Origin of the sequence: Ferruginibacter sp. HRS2-29 (assembly GCF_024343615.1) — a bacterium.
Taxonomy (GTDB): domain Bacteria; phylum Bacteroidota; class Bacteroidia; order Chitinophagales; family Chitinophagaceae; genus Ferruginibacter.
On record NZ_RJUB01000124.1, the window covers coordinates 113,709 to 133,322 of the forward strand.

General features: G+C 44.8%; 14 protein-coding genes and 1 pseudogene. 10 read left to right on the forward strand and 5 right to left on the reverse strand.

Annotated features, from left to right (window positions below; all coding sequences use genetic code 11):
• Nucleotides 1–27: 27 nt before the first annotated feature.
• The 3 genes from EGI32_RS12745 to EGI32_RS12755 all read right to left on the reverse strand — a co-directional run bounded on the left by EGI32_RS12745 (nucleotide 28) and on the right by EGI32_RS12755 (nucleotide 5,660).
• The gene (locus EGI32_RS12745; RefSeq protein WP_255155745.1) at nucleotides 28–1,329 is read right to left on the reverse strand and encodes an amidohydrolase family protein; all 1,302 of its coding nucleotides are present in this window, start codon (nucleotides 1,327–1,329) and stop codon (nucleotides 28–30) included.
• A gap of 269 nt (nucleotides 1,330–1,598) precedes the next feature.
• Nucleotides 1,599–4,640, reverse strand: a complete 3,042-nt coding sequence (locus EGI32_RS12750) for an amidohydrolase family protein (RefSeq protein WP_255155746.1) — start codon at nucleotides 4,638–4,640, stop codon at nucleotides 1,599–1,601.
• 144 nt (nucleotides 4,641–4,784) lie between these two features.
• Nucleotides 4,785–5,660: a nucleoside phosphorylase gene (locus EGI32_RS12755; RefSeq protein WP_255155747.1), complete on the reverse strand. Its 876-nt coding sequence runs from the start codon at nucleotides 5,658–5,660 to the stop codon at nucleotides 4,785–4,787.
• Nucleotides 5,661–5,961: 301 nt separating this feature from the next.
• Between EGI32_RS12755 and deoC (EGI32_RS12760) the strand changes: the two genes are divergently transcribed.
• From deoC (EGI32_RS12760) to EGI32_RS12800, 9 genes and pseudogenes are all read left to right on the forward strand, one after another.
• Nucleotides 5,962–6,879 carry a deoxyribose-phosphate aldolase gene (gene deoC / locus EGI32_RS12760; protein WP_255155748.1) on the forward strand — a complete coding sequence of 306 codons (918 nt, stop codon included), beginning with the start codon at nucleotides 5,962–5,964 and terminating at the stop codon, nucleotides 6,877–6,879.
• Between the two features lie 101 nt (nucleotides 6,880–6,980).
• Nucleotides 6,981–7,378: pseudogene (locus EGI32_RS21375) on the forward strand (four helix bundle protein).
• Between the two features lie 56 nt (nucleotides 7,379–7,434).
• Nucleotides 7,435–8,913, forward strand: a complete 1,479-nt coding sequence (locus EGI32_RS12770; protein WP_255155750.1) for an aldehyde dehydrogenase family protein — start codon at nucleotides 7,435–7,437, stop codon at nucleotides 8,911–8,913.
• 65 nt (nucleotides 8,914–8,978) lie between these two features.
• A complete protein-coding gene (locus EGI32_RS12775) occupies nucleotides 8,979–9,929 on the forward strand; it encodes an aldehyde dehydrogenase family protein (RefSeq protein ID WP_255155751.1) in 951 nt (316 codons plus the stop codon).
• Between the two features lie 146 nt (nucleotides 9,930–10,075).
• Complete coding sequence (gene deoC, locus EGI32_RS12780; protein ID WP_255155752.1) at nucleotides 10,076–10,732, forward strand: deoxyribose-phosphate aldolase; 657 nt, start codon at nucleotides 10,076–10,078, stop codon at nucleotides 10,730–10,732.
• Between the two features lie 46 nt (nucleotides 10,733–10,778).
• Nucleotides 10,779–11,240 carry an SPOR domain-containing protein gene (locus tag EGI32_RS12785; protein ID WP_255155753.1) on the forward strand — a complete coding sequence of 154 codons (462 nt, stop codon included), beginning with the start codon at nucleotides 10,779–10,781 and terminating at the stop codon, nucleotides 11,238–11,240.
• A gap of 148 nt (nucleotides 11,241–11,388) precedes the next feature.
• Nucleotides 11,389–12,561 (forward strand): M20 family metallopeptidase, encoded by a 1,173-nt coding sequence (locus EGI32_RS12790; protein ID WP_255155754.1) that lies wholly within the window; start codon nucleotides 11,389–11,391, stop codon nucleotides 12,559–12,561.
• Nucleotides 12,562–12,712: 151 nt separating this feature from the next.
• Nucleotides 12,713–14,116: an MBL fold metallo-hydrolase RNA specificity domain-containing protein gene (locus EGI32_RS12795; RefSeq protein WP_255155755.1), complete on the forward strand. Its 1,404-nt coding sequence runs from the start codon at nucleotides 12,713–12,715 to the stop codon at nucleotides 14,114–14,116.
• A gap of 198 nt (nucleotides 14,117–14,314) precedes the next feature.
• Nucleotides 14,315–16,315, forward strand: coding sequence for a hypothetical protein (locus EGI32_RS12800; RefSeq protein ID WP_255155756.1), 2,001 nt, complete (start codon nucleotides 14,315–14,317; stop codon nucleotides 16,313–16,315).
• A gap of 130 nt (nucleotides 16,316–16,445) precedes the next feature.
• On the opposite strand, the gene EGI32_RS12805 is transcribed toward EGI32_RS12800, so the two are convergent.
• Complete coding sequence (locus tag EGI32_RS12805; RefSeq protein ID WP_255155757.1) at nucleotides 16,446–17,690, reverse strand: FAD-binding oxidoreductase; 1,245 nt, start codon at nucleotides 17,688–17,690, stop codon at nucleotides 16,446–16,448.
• A gap of 145 nt (nucleotides 17,691–17,835) precedes the next feature.
• On the opposite strand from EGI32_RS12805, the gene EGI32_RS12810 reads away from it, so the two are divergent.
• Nucleotides 17,836–19,113 carry a sterol desaturase family protein gene (locus EGI32_RS12810; RefSeq protein WP_255155758.1) on the forward strand — a complete coding sequence of 426 codons (1,278 nt, stop codon included), beginning with the start codon at nucleotides 17,836–17,838 and terminating at the stop codon, nucleotides 19,111–19,113.
• On the opposite strand, the gene EGI32_RS12815 is transcribed toward EGI32_RS12810, so the two are convergent.
• Nucleotides 19,114–19,605, reverse strand: a complete 492-nt coding sequence (locus EGI32_RS12815) for a hypothetical protein (RefSeq protein ID WP_255155759.1) — start codon at nucleotides 19,603–19,605, stop codon at nucleotides 19,114–19,116.
• Nucleotides 19,606–19,614: the final 9 nt, after the last annotated feature.

Here is a 19,614-nt window from a genome sequence, read left to right on the forward strand (position 1 = left end):
TAATTCGTAATGTTTAATTCGTAATTTTTATTTTATCCCGTATTTCTTTTTGTATTTATCATTCAGCTCTTTATGCTTGTCATTCAGGTCTACATCACGGCCTTGTATAAACGCTTTTGTAACTACGCTTGTTCTCATATCCAGAATATCGCCATTGCTGATGATGAAGTTGGCATCTTTTCCAACTTCCACACTGCCGGACTTGTCGGCGATGCCTAATATTTTGGCGGCATTCAGTGTGATAGCCTGCAGCGCTTCCTCTTTGCTGAGCCCGTAAGCCACGGACTGGCCTGCGTTGAACATCAGGTTGCGGCCGGTAGTTTGGCCGTCTTCATCGGTAAGGGCGAAGAGTACACCGGCTTTTTGCAAAACAGCAGGGGTTTTAAATGGCTGGTCTATATCGTCATCATCGCTGGTAGGCAGGCTGAACAATTGTTGCAGGATGACAGAAATATTATTTTGCTTCAGTAAAGAGGCGATCTGAAAACTTTCGCTTCCGCCAACAACTGTTACATTGAAACCGAATTCTTTTACAAAGTCAATGGCTACCAGCATTTCCTTTACCGTGTTGCAATGGATGAACAATCGTTGCTCTTTGCTGAATAATTTTTTTGCCGAAGCAAGTTTCAGGTTTGTGGCAGTACGGTCACCCGTATGCGCTGAATAGGCTTTTGCATCGCGGAAAAAATTCTTTACTGTTTCGATCCTGTCCAATGCCTCTTTCAACGGATCGCTGTCCGGCCCCGCATTCTGGCGAAAGCGGTTAGGGCGTACCAATAAGGATGGCATATAAAAATGCATACCGTCATCCATATTGTAAACGGCGTCTTCCCAGTTCCATGCGTCAAATTGTACCACGCTGCTGCTGCCTGCCAGCAACGATCCCTGTGGTGCAATGTTGGCGAATAAAATTCCGTTGCTGCGCAACGTATTGATGATCTTGCTATCGGCATTATAGGCCACGATGCTTCTTACATTCGGGTTCAGTTCGCCGATCTCATTGTAATCATTGCTGCCTTTTACCTGGCTGCCTATTTCCCTCAAGCCTATGTTGGTATTGGATAAGATCAAACCAGGATATACATGTTTGCCGGTGGCGTCAAATACTTTTACATCATCTGCGGGGATGGGAAGGTTTGCGCCGATCTTTTCAATTTTGCCGTTATTTACCTGTATCGTGGTATTTTCCAGCACCTGGCCATTGCCCACATGAACGGTCGCATTTTTTATAAAAAGCAACCCTTTATAAACCGGTGCCGGTGAAATGTTATCCTGTGCAAAGCCTTTCAGTCCGGCGAACAACAGGAATAGGACGATATATTTTTTCATTAGATTTTATTTAAAATATTTTAAGTGTATTATCCTTCGACAAGCTCAGGATGACATTTCCTTCTACAAGCCCAGGATGATATTTCCTTCTACAAGCCCAGGATGACATTTCCTTCGACAAGCCCAGGATGATATTTCCTTCTACAAGCCCAGGATGACATTTCCTTCGACAAGCTCAGGATGATATTTCCTTCGACAAGCTCAGGATGATATTTCCTTCGACAAGCTCAGGGTGACAGTCCGGGAATGAATTTCGAATGATTGAATTATTAATTATTAATTATTAATTCTTCACTGTTTTCCACCAGCAAACCATGCTTGTGCATGTGATCTTCACATTCATTCACCTTCCTGAAGCTTGGCGTAGCGGGGGTTGTAGGGCCACCGCCTTTTTTCTCATCCAGCATTTTTTGAATGATACGGGTTCTTTCATTCAATACCTGCTGGCGCAGTCGTTTATCCCTTTCCCTGTCGAAATACAAAGTGCCATCCACGATCGTTTTTTCCGCTACCGCGTAAACGCTCAACGGATTGTTGCTCCACAATACAAGATCGGCGTCTTTACCTGCTTTTATACTTCCTACCTGCTTGTCGATATGCAGCATCACCGCGGGATTGATCGTCACCATTTTTAATGCATCTTCTTCGCTCATGCCGCTGTACTTGATACTTTTTGCCGCTTCCTGGTTGAGCCTGCGGGCCATTTCCGCGTCATCGCTGTTGATGGCTACATTTAATCCTACTCCATGCATGATGCCTGCATTGTAGGCAATGGCATCCTGTACTTCCATCTTGTATGCCCACCAATCGCTGAAAGTACTGGCATTGGCGCCATGTGCTTTCATCTTATCGGCCACTTTGTATCCTTCAAGAATATGCGTAAATGTATTTACGGTAAATCCAAATTGCTCCGCCATGCGCATCGTTTCTATGATCTCGCTGGCCACATAACTATGGCAGGTGATGAATCTTTTTTTATTCATGATCTCTACCAATGCATCCAGCTCAAGGTCCCTGCGCACGTATCTTGCATTAGGGCTTTTCAGCTGTGTTTCATAATCTTTCGCTCTTGTAAATGCATCCAGTTGTACCTGCTGTACACCCATCCTGCTATCAGGGAAACGATTGTTGTTTTGCGCAGGCGTACGTTTTACGTTTTCGCCAAGGGCGAACTTGATAAAACCATCGGCACCTTTAAATTTGATATCGTTGTCATTGCCACCCCAACGCAGTTTGATCAGCTGGGTTTGCCCGCCAATCGTATTGGCGCTTCCATGAAGGATATGTGATGTGGTAACACCACCGCTCAGCTGGCGATAGATATCAATGTCATCGGGGTCTAGATTATCGCCGATGCGCACTTCCGAAGTCACCGACTGGCCGCCTTCATTGATAGATGCTGCCGCAATATGTGAGTGCTCGTCAATGATGCCTGCGGTAAGATGTTTGCCTGTACCATCGATCACTACTGCATTTCCGGCGGCGAGATTTTTTCCCACCGAGGCAATTTTTCCATTCTGTACCAACACATCCGTATTCTGCAGCACGCCTTCTTTTTCACTCGTCCATACCGTCGCATTTTTGATCAGCATGTTTTGCGCCTTCGGCATTTCTTCCCAGCCATAACTCATGTTGGGGAAAGTCAGTTTACCTATAACAGGAGCTGTTTTTTTCTTTGCGCTATCTGTTTTGGCTACTGCATCTTTTACAAATGTTGCGGTCCATACTATAGTGTTTCCGGTACTATCTGTGCCAGATCCGTTCCACTCTTTTCCATTATTCACACCACTCAGCCGGTATCCTTTCTTTCCTTTTTTTGTTTCGTTGAAATTTATTTTCACCATTTTTCCATCAAAAGAAAATTTGGCTGCCACAGTATCTTTTGCGTAAACATCTGCAGCATTGCTGCTTTTTACTTCTAATGTATAAGCCTTGTTGCCGCTGGCAGAAGTCAGTTGTAAATTATAAGTGCCTTTTAGTTCAGAAGCAATTTCATCTTTCACAATATATTTTTCACCCTGGACCCAGTTTTGTAAAATGCTTGTCTTTTCTGCAAACACGGGGCCGTTGGTAATAAGGAAACTGGCGATTTTACCGGGTTCTAAACTGCCAAGCGCTCCATAAAAACCTATCATGGCAGCAGGTGTTCTGGTAAGTGCATCCAATGCCCTTGATTCGCTCAGCCCGTATTCTATCGCTTTGCGGATATTCGCCAGGAATTGTTTTGTATCTCTCAGATCGGCCGTAGTGATACAAAAGTCGATGCCTGCTTTTTCAAAAGCCGCCAGGTTGGAAGGGGCCATTTCCCAGTTCTTCAGATCGGCGAGGCTCACAAATCTTGCATCGTTAGGGTCATCCACATCCATTGCCTGCGGAAAATTGAGCGAGAGGATAAAACCCGCTTTGGTGTCTTTCATTTCGCTGATGCGCTGGTATTCATTCCCGCCGGCTTTGATGATGAACTGCACGCCAAATTCATCACCGATCCTGTCTGCTCGCAGGTCGTTCCATTTATCACCAGCATCAAATATCAGTGGCAGCGAAAGATTTTCGTTCCATGCCAGCAGGCTCTGGTTTACGCCTTCGGTAGCAGGTTTGCCGCCTTGTTTCATCATTTCTTTATACCATTGTCCATCCAAAAATGTCTGGCGCAGCAATGCTATGGAACCCATCATGCTGCCCGGGTAAGATTGTGTGCTGCTGCCTTTGTTGAAAGAATAATAACTCGCTGCTTTTTGCTGCAGGATGGTAAGGTTCTCGCTTTTGTTGGCGAGACTTACAAATGCCCCGGTGCCGCGGGCAATGCCATCTTTCTGGTGGGTGAGTACCGAGCCAAATCCCTGCTCACGCAATGGCCTGGCTTTGCTGTCGTCATTATTAAAAAGCTCGTCGGCATTGACCTGCGACTTGATGGCCTGGTTCCAGCCATAAGCGCCTTTGGTATTGCTGGTAAGTTGCGCCGGCGCAAAGAAGTTGAAATTGCCCTGCGGACGCTGAGGTACCGCGATGCCATAATCACTGAATATATCTATGAAGGATGGATAGATATATTTGCCTTTACAATCTACCTGTATCGCATCGGCAGGGATATTCACTTTTGTACCAACCTCGATGATACGCCCTTCCCGAATGAGCAGCGTGGCCGATTGCAGCGTTGTTTTAGAATCTTTTACAATGGTGGCATTGGTGAATGCATAAGTGCCCGTTCGTTTATCGGCGACACCATTTACCGGGAATGTTTCCTGGCAGAAAGCAGGCAGTGAGAAGCAACCCAATAGAACAAAGATGAGCAGCAGCTTACATTTTAGCATAGTAGTTTATTTTGGATGATGGTTAATTTAATGGATAATTTTATAATGGATAATTGATAATGCTTCAGGATGGGAATATTTACATTAAAAGGAATGATCTCACTTCGAAAGTAAATTATCCATTATGCATTATAAAATTATCCATTAAATGCTGTCTGCGATAATATTCAAAGACTGCTGAATTAATTGTTCTACCGCAAGGCCACTATCTTTCGAAAACTCTTTCACCACCCGGTTTGCAACAATGGCGTTAAGGCTTATACATTGATGTCCCAATGCTTTTCCCAAACCATAAATAGCAGATGATTCCATTTCGAAATTGGAAACAAAATGTTCTTCGTACCTGAAAGAAGTGAGTTTGTCGATCAATCCCGGATAGGCAAGTTCCAGCCGCAGTATCCTTCCCTGCGGGCCATAGAAGCCCGGGCAGCCAACGGTTATTCCCTGGTGGTAACCTTCGTTGAATACATTTAAAAGAGAAGGGGAGCCTTCATAAATATATGGTATCACATGGCCTACAGAAAGATCCGTATGGCCTTTAAAGGCATGGAGGATATTATTTTCGCTGGCAGTATTTGGTATCTTATAAAAATGCATGACATTGTCGAAACCCAGTCCGTGAGTGCCTGCCACAAAACTATCTACAGGAATTTCTTCGCGGAGCGAACCGGATGTACCAAACCGTAATATGTTCAGAGAGGTGAGGGTGGGCTTTAAAGTCCTTGTTTCCAGGTCGATGTTTGCCAGGGCATCCAGTTCGTTCATGGCGATATCGATGTTGTCGGGGCCGATACCGGTGCTTAAAACGGTGATCCTTTTTTTGCCGATATAACCCGTATGTGTAATGAATTCGCGGTGCTGCAATTTGAATTCGATGGAGTCAAAGTGTTTGCTCACCACAGGTACCCTGTCGGGATCACCCACCAATATCACGGTTCCGGCTATTTCTTCCGGCCTGGCACCTATGTGGTAGATGGCACCACGTTTATCGAGGATCAGTTCTGATTCAGGTATTCGCATATTAAAAGGTTTAAAAGGTTCAAAATGTTCAAGAGTTTAAAATGTTCGAAAACATCTTGAAATTTGGAACTTTTGAACATTTTGAACTTGTTTGGGGGTTAAAAGTTAAGACAATATTCGCGTCACTATAAAAATTTAATTTCCTGGCTGTCAGCCTGAGCCTGTCGAAGGCGATTTTAGTAAAAATGAGCAAGCCTTCGACAAGCTCAGGCTGACAGCTATTTTGAATTATCCGATGTTCGAGTAGCTAACTGTGGCAATTAAGGGTAATTCCTTAAATTTGATACTTACAACATTGACTATGCCGGAAAAAATAATCTCATACCAGCCCGATTTCAGCCAGTCTCCCCGGGTAGACCAGGTAGGTATCATCGAAAGGGCTTCGCGATTTACCAAACGCAGCATTAAGAACGAAACAAAAATGAACGGGCTTTTGCTGGCGCTCAACATGATTGATCTTACTACGCTGGAGGGAAAAGATTCGGAAGGGAAAGTGAAACAGATGTGTTACAAAGCGATGCACCTGCACGATGCATTTGAAGGGCTGCCTACTGTTGCCGCTGTTTGCGTGTACCCATCCATGGTGAAGACCGCGAAGCTCGCATTGGGCGATTCGGGGGTAAAAGTGGCGTCGGTTTCAACAGCATTTCCCAGCGGACAAGCACCACGTGATATCAAGATCCGTGATACAAAGTTTGCTGTTCAACAAGGGGCCGATGAGATCGATATGGTGATCAGCCGCGGCAAATTCCTGGAAGGTGAATATAATTTTGTCTTCGACGAAATTGCAGCCATCAAAGAAGCCTGTGGCAATGCACGATTGAAAGTGATCCTTGAAACGGGTGAACTGGGCACGTTCGATAAAGTGCGTAAAGCCAGTGATATCGCCATGCATGCAGGGGCCGATTTTATCAAGACTTCTACAGGTAAAATAAGTCCCGCGGCTACCATGCCTGTAACGCTGGTGATGCTGGAAGCGATCCGTGATTTTTATTATAAAACGGGAAAGATGATCGGCATGAAACCTGCCGGTGGTATTTCCAAATCCAAGCTGGCATTGCATTACCTCGTGATGCTGAATGAAACACTGGGCGAAAGCTGGATGAACAACCAGTGGTTCCGCTTTGGCGCCAGCAGCCTTGCAAACGATGTGCTGATGCAGGTGATGAAAGCAAAGACGGGTGTATACCAGGGGAAGGACTATTTCGCGATAGATTAAAGGTTCAAAAGGTTTAAAGGTTCAATGTTCAAAAGGTTTGGGAAGTTCATCAGGAAGGATAGTATTTTAAGATTGGAAATGTTATAAGAAGAGAGTAGGTTATGGCAACGATTAAATGTTTTGAAGATATCATTTCGTGGCAGGAAGCCAGGAAATTGAATCTGGAAGTTGGGAAACTTATTGATAGCGAGCGATTTCGAAGAAATTATGGACTGATCAATCAAATAGAAAGATCAGCAGGTTCAATTATGGATAATATTGCTGAAGGTTTTGAAAGAGACGGCAATAGGGATTTATACAATTTCTTTATGTCGGTAAAGCCTCCTGCGGAGAACTAAGATCACAGCTCTATCGTGCATTGGATCGGAATTATATAAGCATGCAAGAATTCGAGGGGTTAAGTGAACAAGCTAAAAAGATCAGCGGTTTAATACAAAAACTTAATAACTATTTACAGTCTTCCGATTTAAAAGGAGAAAAATATAAAGGTAAGGAGTAACAAATCGAAAGGACATTTTGAACTTTTGAAACTCTTGAACCTTTTAAACAATTATTATGGCAACTACCAAGAATAATACATTGAAATTGAAATTCGATTCTGCCCGCAAATACGCCCCCGCGTTGGAAAGTAAAAGCGCCGCCACGATCGATGCCCGTTATGATCTGTTCATCAACGGGAAATTTGAAAAGCCGCAGAGCAAAAAATATTTCAGTACCATCAATCCGGCTACGGAAGAAAAGCTTTCGGAGATAGCCGACGCGAATGCCGCGGATGTTGATAAGGCCGTGAAAGCCGCCAGGGCTGCATCAGACAAGTACTGGAAAAAAATGCCGGCAAGTGAAAGGGGAAAATATATTTTCCGGATAGCAAGGATGATACAGGAACGTGCGAGGGAACTGGCCGTGATAGAAACGCTGGACGGTGGCAAACCCATCCGCGAAAGCCGCGATTTTGATGTGCCTACTGCAGCCAATCATTTTTTCTATTATGCAGGCTGGACAGATAAACTGGCCTACGCATTTCCGGGGAAAGATCCTCAACCATTGGGCGTTGCCGGGCAAATTATTCCATGGAATTTCCCCTTACTGATGGCGGCATGGAAGATAGCGCCGGCTTTGGCAACGGGTAATACGGTGGTATTGAAACCGGCCGAAAATACTTCCCTTACCGCATTAAAATTGGCAGAGATCATCCGGGAAGCGGACCTGCCGCCGGGTGTGGTCAATATCATTACGGGGGCAGGGTCTACCGGGGCAGCTATTGTAAATCACCCGGATATCAATAAGATCGCCTTCACCGGTTCAACAGATGTGGGCAAGATCATACAGAGAGCGATAGCTGGTACGAATAAAAAAGCAACGCTGGAACTCGGCGGTAAAGCTGCCAATATAATTTTTGATGACGCGCCGATCGACCAGGCAGTGGAAGGGGTGATCAATGGCATTTTCTTCAACCAGGGGCATGTATGCTGCGCCGGATCCAGGTTGTACGTGCAGGAATCAGTATATAAAGAAGTGGTAAGAAAATTGAAAGACCGCCTGGAAACATTGATCGTTGGCGACCCGATGGATAAGAATACGGATATCGGCGCCATCAATTCGAAAGAACAATTGAACACCATCAACAAATATTTAAAGATAGGACAGAAGGAAGGAGCGGAAATGTACCAGGCAAATGTGGAAATACCATCCAAAGGGTTTTTCTGCAGGCCAACGATCTTTACCAATGTTGCACAATCCAACAGGATAGCACAGGAAGAGATTTTTGGCCCGGTGCTTACTATCCAGACTTTCCGCACGGATGATGAAGTGATTGAAAAAGCGAATAATACACCTTACGGACTTTCGGCGGGTGTGTGGACAGATAAGGGGTCGAAGATATTCAACCTTACCACCAAACTCAGGGCTGGCGTGGTTTGGGCAAATACATTCAACCAGTTTGATCCTACATCCCCATTCGGCGGGTACAAAGAAAGCGGTTATGGAAGGGAAGGAGGGTTGCATGGATTGGCACCTTATCTCAACTTAGGTTGAATTAATAATTAATAATTAAGAATTAATAATTGCCTGCAATTTAGATAGGTAATAAAATGTTCATTATGGCAACAGTTACTATAAAAAAAACTGCGAAAAAATCAGCACCACAGAAAAACATTGCTGCGCCTGCAGACAGGCTGGAAGTGTTGAAGACCTATAAAATATACATCGGTGGAAAATTTCCGCGGACAGAATCGGGCAGGTATTACACTGCTTCGAACAATAAAAAGGAAGTGCTGGCAAATGTTTGCCTGAGTTCCCGCAAAGATTTTCGCGATGCTGTAATAGCCGCCCGTACTGCATTTGGCGATTGGGGCTCACGAGCTGCTTTTAACCGCAGCCAGATATTGTACCGCATTGCCGAAATGCTGGAAAGCCGTAAAGCACAATTTGTAGACGAACTGGTTAAGCAGGATTCCACGAGGGTGCAGGCGGAAAAAGAAGTGGAATTATCCATCGACAGGCTGATCTATTACGCCGGCTGGTGCGATAAATTTCAGCAATTGTTTAGTGCGGTAAACCCGGTGGCATCTTCTCACTTTAATTTTTCCGTTCCGGAACCAACCGGGGTGGTATCTGTTATTGCTCCGCAAAATGATTCGCTGCTGGGGCTTGTGTCCGTGATTGCACCTGTTATTGCCGGCGGTAATACCTGTATCGTTTTGGCAGCTTATACCAAACCTTTATGTGCAGTTACATTTGCTGAAGTGCTCAATTCATCGGATGTTCCGGGTGGGGTGATCAATATACTTACCGGGAAAGTAAGCGAACTGGCGCCTTATTTTGCCGATCATATGGATGTAAATGCGATGATCTTCTGCGAAAAAGATGCAGCCGTAAAAAAACTGATCCGGGAAAAAGGGGCGCTGAATTTAAAGCGTGTAACCGTTTACGATAGTATCAACTGGTTGTCGGAAAAAGGGCAGTCACCTTATTTTATCATGGATACGCAGGAAGTTAAAACCACCTGGCATCCCATTGAAAATATCGGGGGCTCGGCGCCCGGTTATTAACTGGAATAGTTGCATCGTTTCTTCGTAACTTTTTTTAACCGCGGAGAACATGAGTGGCCAGAGCCTACGCAGAGGTCTCTGCGCAAACTCTGCTTTCTCTTGTTCTCCGCGGTTAAAAAAAAATCCAACAGCTTGAAATTTCAAAAATGAGTATTAACTCCAATATTATTGCTTCTATAACATCGCCTGTAACTACTCTTGAAGTTGTAGAGAAAATCTGCGATGGAGCAAAAGAGAACAACTTTCCAAAAATTTGCGTGCCACCCTTGTTCATAAAAAAAACAAAGGAATTCATCGGCGAAAGCAACATTACACTTGCCACCGTTATCGGTTTCCCTTTTGGATATAGTGCCGTGGAGGCGAAACTTGCAGAGATCGTGCTGGCTATTTTGGATGGAGCTGACGAATTGGATGTGGTGATCAACATTGCGGCTTTAAAAAATAACGACTGGCAATACCTGGCGCATGAACTGAACGCGATCTTACCGGTGGTAAAAAGCAAGCAAAAGAGTATCGGTATCATTTTAGAAACCGGTTTGCTTACAGATGATGAGATCACCAAATGCTGCGACCTTTACGGCATTGCGGGGGTAGATTTTATCATTACCTCTACCGGTTACTCGGACAGGGGCGCCAGCAGGGAAACGATCAAACTTATCCGTAAGCATTTGGCCGACGCCATTCAGGTAGTAGCTTCAGGAAACGTGAATGACCCTATATTTGCAAAAGGCCTCCTGGAAGAGGGCGCGGCTTTTATCTGGAGCAGTCATGCCGAAAAACTTATCAAAACAGCTGCTAAATAATAGCTGGAACGATTTTTGCCTCTATGCGGGCAGTTAAAAATAAAGAATGAAAAAAGTACTCTTATTAACCCTATCCATTGCTTTCTTTGCGGCGGCAAAAGCACAAACTGCCACAAATGATACTATTCCGTTGGGGGTAGTCACCATCAATAAAGACCCGAGGATAGACATTCTCGGTAAAAAAATGGGTGAGTACAACGGAGCCCTGGCTTACAGCAACAGCCGTACCGCTAAAGGTTTTCGCCTGATGGTATTGAGCAGCAGCGACAGGGAGCTGGCTATGAAACTACGTACGCAACTGCTGCAGCAATATCCTGACCAGGGGGTTTATATGAGTTTCCAGTCGCCGTACATCAAACTTAAATTCGGAAATTTTGTAGAAAAAGCAGATGCGGAAAAAATGCGCAACGAATTGCTGAAACGCAAACTGGTGACCGGGAATATTTACCTGGTGCCGGAAGTGGTGGAAGTAAAACCTGATAAGAATGCTCCGCAGGATGATGAGTAAGCATAAATAATAAGAAATTTATAATAAGAAATAAGAAAGTCCGGATTTCGTACTGATTTAAAATCGTACGGCCTCCGGACTTCCTTATTTAATATTCCTTATTTTATGTTTCTTATTTTTTAACTTCACAGTAGCAAAATCGAAGTGCATGATTGAAAAGATTAAAGAACTGGCAGACCGTTACAAAGAAGAATTCATTGCCGTGAGGCATCATATACATTCCAATCCCGAGTTGAGTTATCTCGAGTATGAAACTTCCAGGTTCATACAGGAAAAATTAAAGGGCTGGGATATACCTTTCGAGGTATTGGCCACCACCGGTGTGCTGGGTATCATCAAAGGTAAAAATCCGGATAGCCGTATTGTTGCATTGCGTGCGGATATGGACGCACTGCCGATTCTGGAAGAGAATAAAGTAGACTATGTTTCAAAAAATCCCGGAGTAATGCATGCCTGCGGGCATGATGTGCATACTACCTGTTTGCTGGGTGCTGCAAAAATATTATCCGAAACAAAAGATGAGTGGGAGGGTACTGTGAAGCTGATCTTTCAGCCCGGCGAAGAAAAAAATCCCGGTGGCGCCAGCTACATGATAAAAGAAGGGGCATTGGAAAATCCTGTTCCCGAAAAGATCTTCGCACTGCATGTACACACCGGGCTGCAGGTAGGCGAATATAGTTTTCGCGGCGGGATGGTGATGGCGAGTGCCGATGAGATATACATTACCATAAAGGCAAAAGGCGGGCATGCCGCCGCTCCGCAATTTACAGCGGATACGATCCTTATTGCATCGCAACTGATAGTGAGCCTGCAGCAGATCATCAGCCGGAATAACAATCCTTTCAATCCATCTGTGCTGTCGATCACGTCTTTCCAGGGAGGGAATACTACGAATGTGATCCCTTCGGAAGTGAAGCTGATGGGTACTTTCAGGGCAATGAATGAAGAGTGGCGTTTCAAAGCACACGAACTCATTGTAAAACAGGCTACCGATCTTGTTACGGGAATGGGGGCGGAAATAGATATAAAAGTAGATGTGGGTTATCCGTTTGTTTTCAATAACGAAGCGCTCAGCGCAAATGCACGAAAACTGGCCGAAGAGTTTGCCGGGAAAGATAAAGTAAGCGAAACGGAATTGCGGATGGGAGGAGAAGATTTTGCTTACTATACACATGTAGTACCGGGATGCTTTTTCCGGCTTGGAGTAGGTAATATTGAAAAAGGCATCACGAGCAACGTGCATACACCGACATTTAATATTGATGAAAATGCGATTGAAAACGGGATGGGGATGATGGCCTGGCTGGCGGTAAAAGGTTGATAAGGTTCAATGTTCAAGGTTCAAAGTTGTACTTTATAATTTCCAGTTTTATAAAGTTCTTCGAAGAATTTAAGATCCGGGACACGTCCTAAACCTCCTAAACCTTCTAAACCTCTCTAAACTCTAAATACTAATCTCTAAACTTGCTTTCATGAAGATTTCCTTTCACGGCGCAGCCCGTACAGTTACCGGCTCCAAGCATCTGCTGACACTCAGCAATGGGAAAAAAATATTGCTCGATTGTGGCATGTTCCAGGGAATGGGGCCGGATACGCCGTTGTTGAATAAGGATTTCGGATTTGATCCCAGGCAGATAGACTACATGATCCTTTCGCATGCGCACATCGACCATTGCGGACTGATACCGAAGCTCGTGAAAGATGGTTACGAAGGAAAGATATTTGCCACACCCGCCACCAAAGACCTCGCAGCTGTGCTGATGGAAGACAGTGCAGGGATACAGGAGAACGATGTGAAATTTGAAAACAAGCGTCGTGCATTACAGGGGCTGCCTTATGTGGAACCGCTTTATACCACATTGGATGCCCTGGCGGCTGTTGATCAGTTTGTAACCGTTGACTATGACAAATGGTTTACGATCGAACCTGGAATTGAATTTTGTTATACCGATGCCGGCCATATCATCGGGAGTGCAGCGGTGCATATACGGATAACAGAAAATGGTAAAACAAGGCAAGTGACCTTCAGCGGTGATGTTGGCCGCTACCGCGATATAATCCTGAAATCACCGGCCGTTTTTTCGCAGGCGGATTACATCATCCTTGAAAGTACATATGGCAATTCACTGCACGATGAATATGTACAGACACCTGATGCGATGCTGGATTGGATTAAAAAGACATGTATAGAGAAAAAAGGAAAACTGATCATTCCTGCATTCAGTGTTGGCCGCACACAGGAAATCTTATATGCGCTCAACGAACTGGAAAACCAGGGACGGCTTCCGGCGCTTGAATATTTTGTCGATAGCCCCCTGAGTATGAAAGCAACGCAGATCGTAAAAAGTTATCCGAAATATTTTAATGCCCGGATACAAAAAGTACTGCAGACAGACCATGATCCATTCGGTTTTAAAGGGCTTAAGTTTACGAAGACGGTGGATGAAAGTAAGATGCTGAATTATTACAAAGGCCCTTGTGTGATCATATCCGCCAGCGGAATGGCAGATGCCGGAAGGATCAAGCATCATATCAGCAATAATATTGAAAACAGCCGCAACACTATTTTACTCACCGGTTACTGCGAACCTAATTCCTTAGGCGGAAGATTGAAAAAACATCCAAAAGAGATAGGTATTTTCGGACAAACACATGAAGTCAACGCCGAGATCGGAGAAGTCCGCAGCATGAGCGCTCATGGCGATTATGTAGATCTTTTGCAATTTCTTGCCTGCCAGGATAAACGTGCGGTCGCCAAACTTTTCCTCGTTCATGGGGAATACGATGTGCAACAGGATTTCAAAAGAAGACTGGTGCAAAAGGGTTTCCTGGATGTAGAAATACCTGAGCGGCATCAGGAAATAGGACTGGGGTAATCTATGATCTATGATGTATGGTCTATAGTTCATTCTGATTAAATGTTTTGACATACTTTAGAAATCTTCAATCAGAAAGTATCAGATCATAGATCTTACATCATAGATCATAGATCATACATCATACATCCTCTTCACCCTTCAGGGCTATTGTGCCGGATATTTAATGCCACTACATTGCAGGCTTAAATATCTGTTATGAACAAGTGTCTGCTGTTTGTATTTTTAATGCTTATCACCAACAGCATTCATGCACAGGTGAAGATCGGGTCGCCCGGCACTCCAAACAGCAATGCTGTCCTCGACCTGGATGGCGGCACCAACAAAGGCCTGTTGCTTCCCCGCCTGTCTGGCCCGCAGATAACGGCACTCACTACAGCTCCCGATGGACTGCTTGTATACAACACCACCGATGGTTTTTTGTATATCCGAAAAGTTGGTACCTGGATAAAGATCAGCGATGAATTTACCGGCAGTGGCCTCGTGCTGCCTTATTCCGGCGCAGCCGCCACCACAGCCGGCAATGCGGTGTTCAGGGTACAGAATACATCGGCGGGTATCGGGTTGCTGGGCGATGCATTGGGTGGGGGATATGGTGTGTCGGGTTTCAGCAATACCGGGACAGGTGGCTTTTTCGCGAGTACATCCGGCCCGGCATTGATGACGGGTAGCGGCAACGTTGGTATCGGTACGCCTATCACAAGTCTTCCCCAATTTCCACTGGATGTGGTGGGGCGTATCCGCATACGAAATAAAGGCGGCGATACTCCCGGTTTCTGGTTCGAAAAACTTTCTACCCCGCTTGAGCAAAGTTCTTTCTTAGGTGTGTTCAACGATAGCATTGTGGGGCTTTATGGAACAAAGAACAACCAATGGAAATTCTTTTTCAACCACGACAATAATAATTTCGGGATATACAACGCCAACCCACGGGCGCCATTATCTTTTGCAGCTACCAACGGCAACAAGCTGGATCTGTATTATGAAAGCCCGACAGCCATGTATGGCATGGGGATCGGGTCTGCAGAATTACAATTGTACAATGCCAATTCCGGCGCACACACTTCCTTCGGGTATGGCGCCAGTGCCGCACTTACAGAAACCTTCCGGATAAATAATAATGGAACGGCATGGCTCAATAATCCGGTAACACTTGCGGCGAATACGGAAATCGCTACTTATTTTAAAACCAATAACAGGTATAGCGGTGCCATCAAGGTAATTGGTACCGGGGCAAATACTGCCAGGCTGGGCCTGTTTGCTTACACCGGCGTAAATGCTACTGCCCTGAAGGAGTACCTGAGTATAACGGACGGTGGCTACGTGGGGTTAAATTATACTAATCCTGCAAACCCCTTATCATTTCCGGCAACACTGGAGAAAAAAATATCCTTGTATCCCGGTGCTACCGGTGATGTAGGGCTGGCTGTTTCAGGAAATGAATTGCGCATCTACAGCGATAACAGTTCGGCCTCCACCACCATTGGCTACGACGATTATACGAATGGCTTCAAAGAGAATTTCAGGGTGGATGCGGCCGGTAATACCACGATTACCAATCCGGCTACACTTGCAACAAACGTGCAGGCTGCTACTTTTTATAAAGCTGGGAATTCTTTTATGGGAGCCATAAAATATACCGGTACCAGTGCTTTTGCAACGAGGCTCGGATTTTTTACGGGTTCCTCCATCAATGGCAATTCTTTGGCAGAGTCGATGGTGATCACCAATGCTGGCGATGTGGGGATCAATACCCCATCCCCTAATTCGAAATTGCAGGTAAACGGCAGCGTTAGTATGCCGATAAGAATAATTACCGGCAACGCCACGGCTACGGATAATGATTACAGTATACGTTATGTACCATCAGGAAATGTATTCAGTCAGCTTACATTGCCGGCTGCGGCAGGCAGAACCGGGAGGATATATGTGATCTCTATCGATTGCGGGTACAGTTCCGGCGTAAGTTTTCCGGCGTTATATGTGAGAGACAATAACGGGGTAAATGTAATTTCAAATAACGCGGCTTATTATGACGGCAACACTGCTGCCAATGGGGCGATTGAATTTAATGCGCTATTGTATGTGCAATTTAATAATACCGAAACCAGTTACCCTGTAAAACGGAAAGTCAGCATCACTGTGCAAAGTGATGGCAACAGGTGGGTGATCATCGATGGGGATTTTAAAATATTTTAGGAAGTTCAAAAGTTCAACAGTTCAACAGTTCAAAAGTTCAAAAAGTTAAAATGCATTCCATTAGGATATCAACTTTTTGAACCTCTTGAACCTTTTGAACCTCTTGAACCTCTTGAACGTTTTAAACTTTCTAAAACCTGTTTAGCCGGAAAGCAGAGATATCTATTTCCGTTTTTTTATTTCCGATCATCTGGCTCACGAGCAGGCCGGTGCCTGTGCCCTGCGAAATGCCCAGCATGGCGTGGCCTCCGGCAAATATTGCATTATCATATTTATCGGTGCGGGAAATATAAGGCAGCCCATCGGGTGTTACAGGCCGCAGTCCGTTCCATATTTCATCATGCGGAATGCTGCCGATCTCCAGTCCGGGATAAAAACTTTTTACCGAATTGTAAATGCCCAGCATCCGTTTGCCGAGAATATCGCTGTTGTAACCGCTGAATTCCATCGTGCCGCCAATGCGCAACATTTTCTGCCACGGTGTGATGGCGCAACGGCCATCTACGAGTATGGCAGGGTAACGTATATTTTTTTCAATGCCCCGGTAAGTATGACTGTACCCTTTGCCCGGCTGAAGCAATAAATGTATACCGAGTAATTTACTCATCATCGGCAGCCAGCTGCCTGTAGCAATCACCAGGTGATCGCATTCAAATTTTCCTTCGGAAGTGATGACGGCGGATACAGCATTGCCTGTACTTTCAAAACCGGTGACTGTAGCGCCTGTTTCAATGACAACATTTTTATCCAGCAAATAACTTTCCAGCGCTTCCATCATTTTGCCCGGGTGAAAATGGCAGTCGTCTTTGAACAACACCGCCCCCGCTACATCCAGTTCCACATCGGGCTCAAGTTGCTGCACACCGGCCCTGTCGAGTCTTTCTACTTTCAATCCGAATTTTTCTGCTTCATCTGCTACATGAAATTCATGATCCAGTGTTTTTTTGCTTTTGCAAAGATTGAAACAACCTTTTTCTTCCATCATGAAAGTATCGCCGATCTCGTTTCTTACATCGTTCATCAGTTGCCTGCTGAGCTGAAGGATATTGTTCAGGTGTGGCGCATGTTTCACCACTGTTTCCGTATTGCTGTTTTTGTAAAATTTCCATGCCCACTTCAGCAGGTCCATATTCAGCCTGGGTTTTATGTAAAACGGGCTGCTGCTGCTCAACATATATTTCAATCCTTCTCCGATGATTCCCGGCGATGCCAGCGGTACAAAATGGCTCGGAGACATATAACCCATGTTTCCAAATGAGCACCCGTCGCGGATGAAGCCATTGTCGATCACACGTACTTCATAGCCCGCTTTTTGAAGATAATATGCACTGAATAAACCGGTTACGCCGCCGCCTACGATTGTTACATTTGCCATAATTAACCGCTGAGAAATGAGTTAATAAAGTTTTCGCAGAGTAAGATAAGCATAGTTTTCTCTGCGAAAACTCCGCTCCCTTCTTTCCCGGCGTTTTTTTTTCAAAGTTGATAACTTTAAATTAAATTTGAAGTAATAAATTTTTATGGAAAACTACGGGAAAATTCTTTTGATTGCCATGCCCGCTTTCCTGCTCCTCGTGCTGTTTGAAAAATGGTACGGCTGGCGCAAGGGAAAGGATACCGTGCGGCATATGGATATGATCAGCAGCCTCAACTCCGGGGTTACCAATGTTACCAAAGATGTACTGGGATTAGTGCTGGCGATACTTACGTATGAACAGTTGGTAAATCACATCGCGTTGACGCACATAAAAGCTACATGGCTGACGTATGTGGTAGCATTCATCGCCCTGGATTTTGCCGGGTATGTGGTACATGCGATCGATCATAAAGTCAATTTTTTCTGGAACAGCCATCTCGTACATCATAGCAGCGAAGAATTCAATCTTGCATGTGCATTGCGACAAAGCATTTCGGTTTTTGTAAGATTATTCGCGATACTACTGTTGCCAGCAGCCTTACTGGGTGTGCCTGTGGAAGTGATTGCGCTGGTGGGGCCTTTGCATCTTTTTGCACAATTCTGGTATCACACACAGCATATCGGAAAGATGGGTTTTCTCGAAAAGATCATCGTTACTCCCTCGCATCACCGCGTGCACCATGCTATCAATAAAGAATACATCGATAAAAATTACGGGCAGATACTCATCATCTGGGATAAATTGTTTGGCACTTTCCAGGAAGAATTGAAAGAGGCGCCACCGGTATACGGCATAACAAGGCCGGTGCAGACCTGGAACCCGATCAAGATCAATTTTCAGCATATGTCTTTGTTGATCAAAGATGCCTGGCGTACAAAAAGCTGGAAAGATAAAGCGGCAGTTTTTTATAAACCTACCGGCTGGCGACCCGCAGATGTTGAGGAAAAATATCCTGTGTTCAAGATTGAAAATGTGTATTCGTTTGAAAAATATGATACAGTTTATTCCAGGCCGTTTCTTGCCTGGACGTGGCTGCAGATGATTGTTTTGCTGCTCATGGTGAGTTACCTTTTTGGCAACATAAGGCCCATCGGAATTCCGGAGGTATTTGTTTACGGAGCTTTTATTTTCCTGTTTGTATACGCGCTTACAGAATCGATGGATCAAAACCCGAACGCGTACATCTGGGAGATCGCAAAAGCGCTTTTCGGAACAGGAATTATTTTTTACTTCGGTGATTGGTTTGGTGCGGATAAAATTTCCCCGGTGATAAAGTATGTCATTGCAGGCTATCTTTTTATTTCATCGGCAATAGTGACCCAAATGAGCCTGGCAGTAAAACCGGTGGGCGATAGCAAAAGGGATATGGCTTTGAGCTGATCATTTGTCTTCGAGAAAAACAATTGCCATATCATCGCCCAGCCTTAGTGTAAAAGTTTCACGGGTTGTTTCATCCTCTTTGCCCAGCACTAAAAATTCTCCTGCGATACAATGTAAGATCAATCTGGATGTAGTATAATGTACCGCCACAGTATGCATCGTTTTGTCAGTAATATCGGATTCGATCAATTCAAAATTGTACACTTCAAAGGCCAAAGGCTTGCCCAGGTTGTTTCTCAGCTGAGGAATGATATTCTTCAGCGAATCGATGAAACCAGCTACTGCAAAGCCGCTTTTATAGTGTAGGGAATTAGCCCTGCCATCGCTCGCTTTCAGTTCTGTAAATGTTTTCCACTTCCTTTCGGGATTATATACCTGCGATTTGATCAGGAATTCTTCATAAGAGTAATGCAGGATATTCTTTTCAAATGTATCCTGCGTAGTGTTGTCGATGACCTGCCGGTAAGTGAGTTTGATGATGGTTTGTGGCATGGCTGATGT

Excerpts from the sequence above, each read along its gene's own strand:
- EGI32_RS12745 (WP_255155745.1), bottom strand. The coding sequence starts at position 1,329 with ATGAAAAAATATATCGTCCTATTCCTGTTGTTCGCCGGACTGAAAGGC.
- EGI32_RS12750 (WP_255155746.1), bottom strand. The coding sequence starts at position 4,640 with ATGCTAAAATGTAAGCTGCTGCTCATCTTTGTTCTATTGGGTTGCTTC.
- EGI32_RS12755 (WP_255155747.1), bottom strand. The coding sequence starts at position 5,660 with ATGCGAATACCTGAATCAGAACTGATCCTCGATAAACGTGGTGCCATC.
- deoC (WP_255155748.1), top strand. The coding sequence starts at position 5,962 with ATGCCGGAAAAAATAATCTCATACCAGCCCGATTTCAGCCAGTCTCCC.
- EGI32_RS12770 (WP_255155750.1), top strand. The coding sequence starts at position 7,435 with ATGGCAACTACCAAGAATAATACATTGAAATTGAAATTCGATTCTGCC.
- EGI32_RS12775 (WP_255155751.1), top strand. The coding sequence starts at position 8,979 with ATGGCAACAGTTACTATAAAAAAAACTGCGAAAAAATCAGCACCACAG.
- deoC (WP_255155752.1), top strand. The coding sequence starts at position 10,076 with ATGAGTATTAACTCCAATATTATTGCTTCTATAACATCGCCTGTAACT.
- EGI32_RS12785 (WP_255155753.1), top strand. The coding sequence starts at position 10,779 with ATGAAAAAAGTACTCTTATTAACCCTATCCATTGCTTTCTTTGCGGCG.
- EGI32_RS12790 (WP_255155754.1), top strand. The coding sequence starts at position 11,389 with ATGATTGAAAAGATTAAAGAACTGGCAGACCGTTACAAAGAAGAATTC.
- EGI32_RS12795 (WP_255155755.1), top strand. The coding sequence starts at position 12,713 with ATGAAGATTTCCTTTCACGGCGCAGCCCGTACAGTTACCGGCTCCAAG.
- EGI32_RS12800 (WP_255155756.1), top strand. The coding sequence starts at position 14,315 with ATGAACAAGTGTCTGCTGTTTGTATTTTTAATGCTTATCACCAACAGC.
- EGI32_RS12805 (WP_255155757.1), bottom strand. The coding sequence starts at position 17,690 with ATGGCAAATGTAACAATCGTAGGCGGCGGCGTAACCGGTTTATTCAGT.
- EGI32_RS12810 (WP_255155758.1), top strand. The coding sequence starts at position 17,836 with ATGGAAAACTACGGGAAAATTCTTTTGATTGCCATGCCCGCTTTCCTG.
- EGI32_RS12815 (WP_255155759.1), bottom strand. The coding sequence starts at position 19,605 with ATGCCACAAACCATCATCAAACTCACTTACCGGCAGGTCATCGACAAC.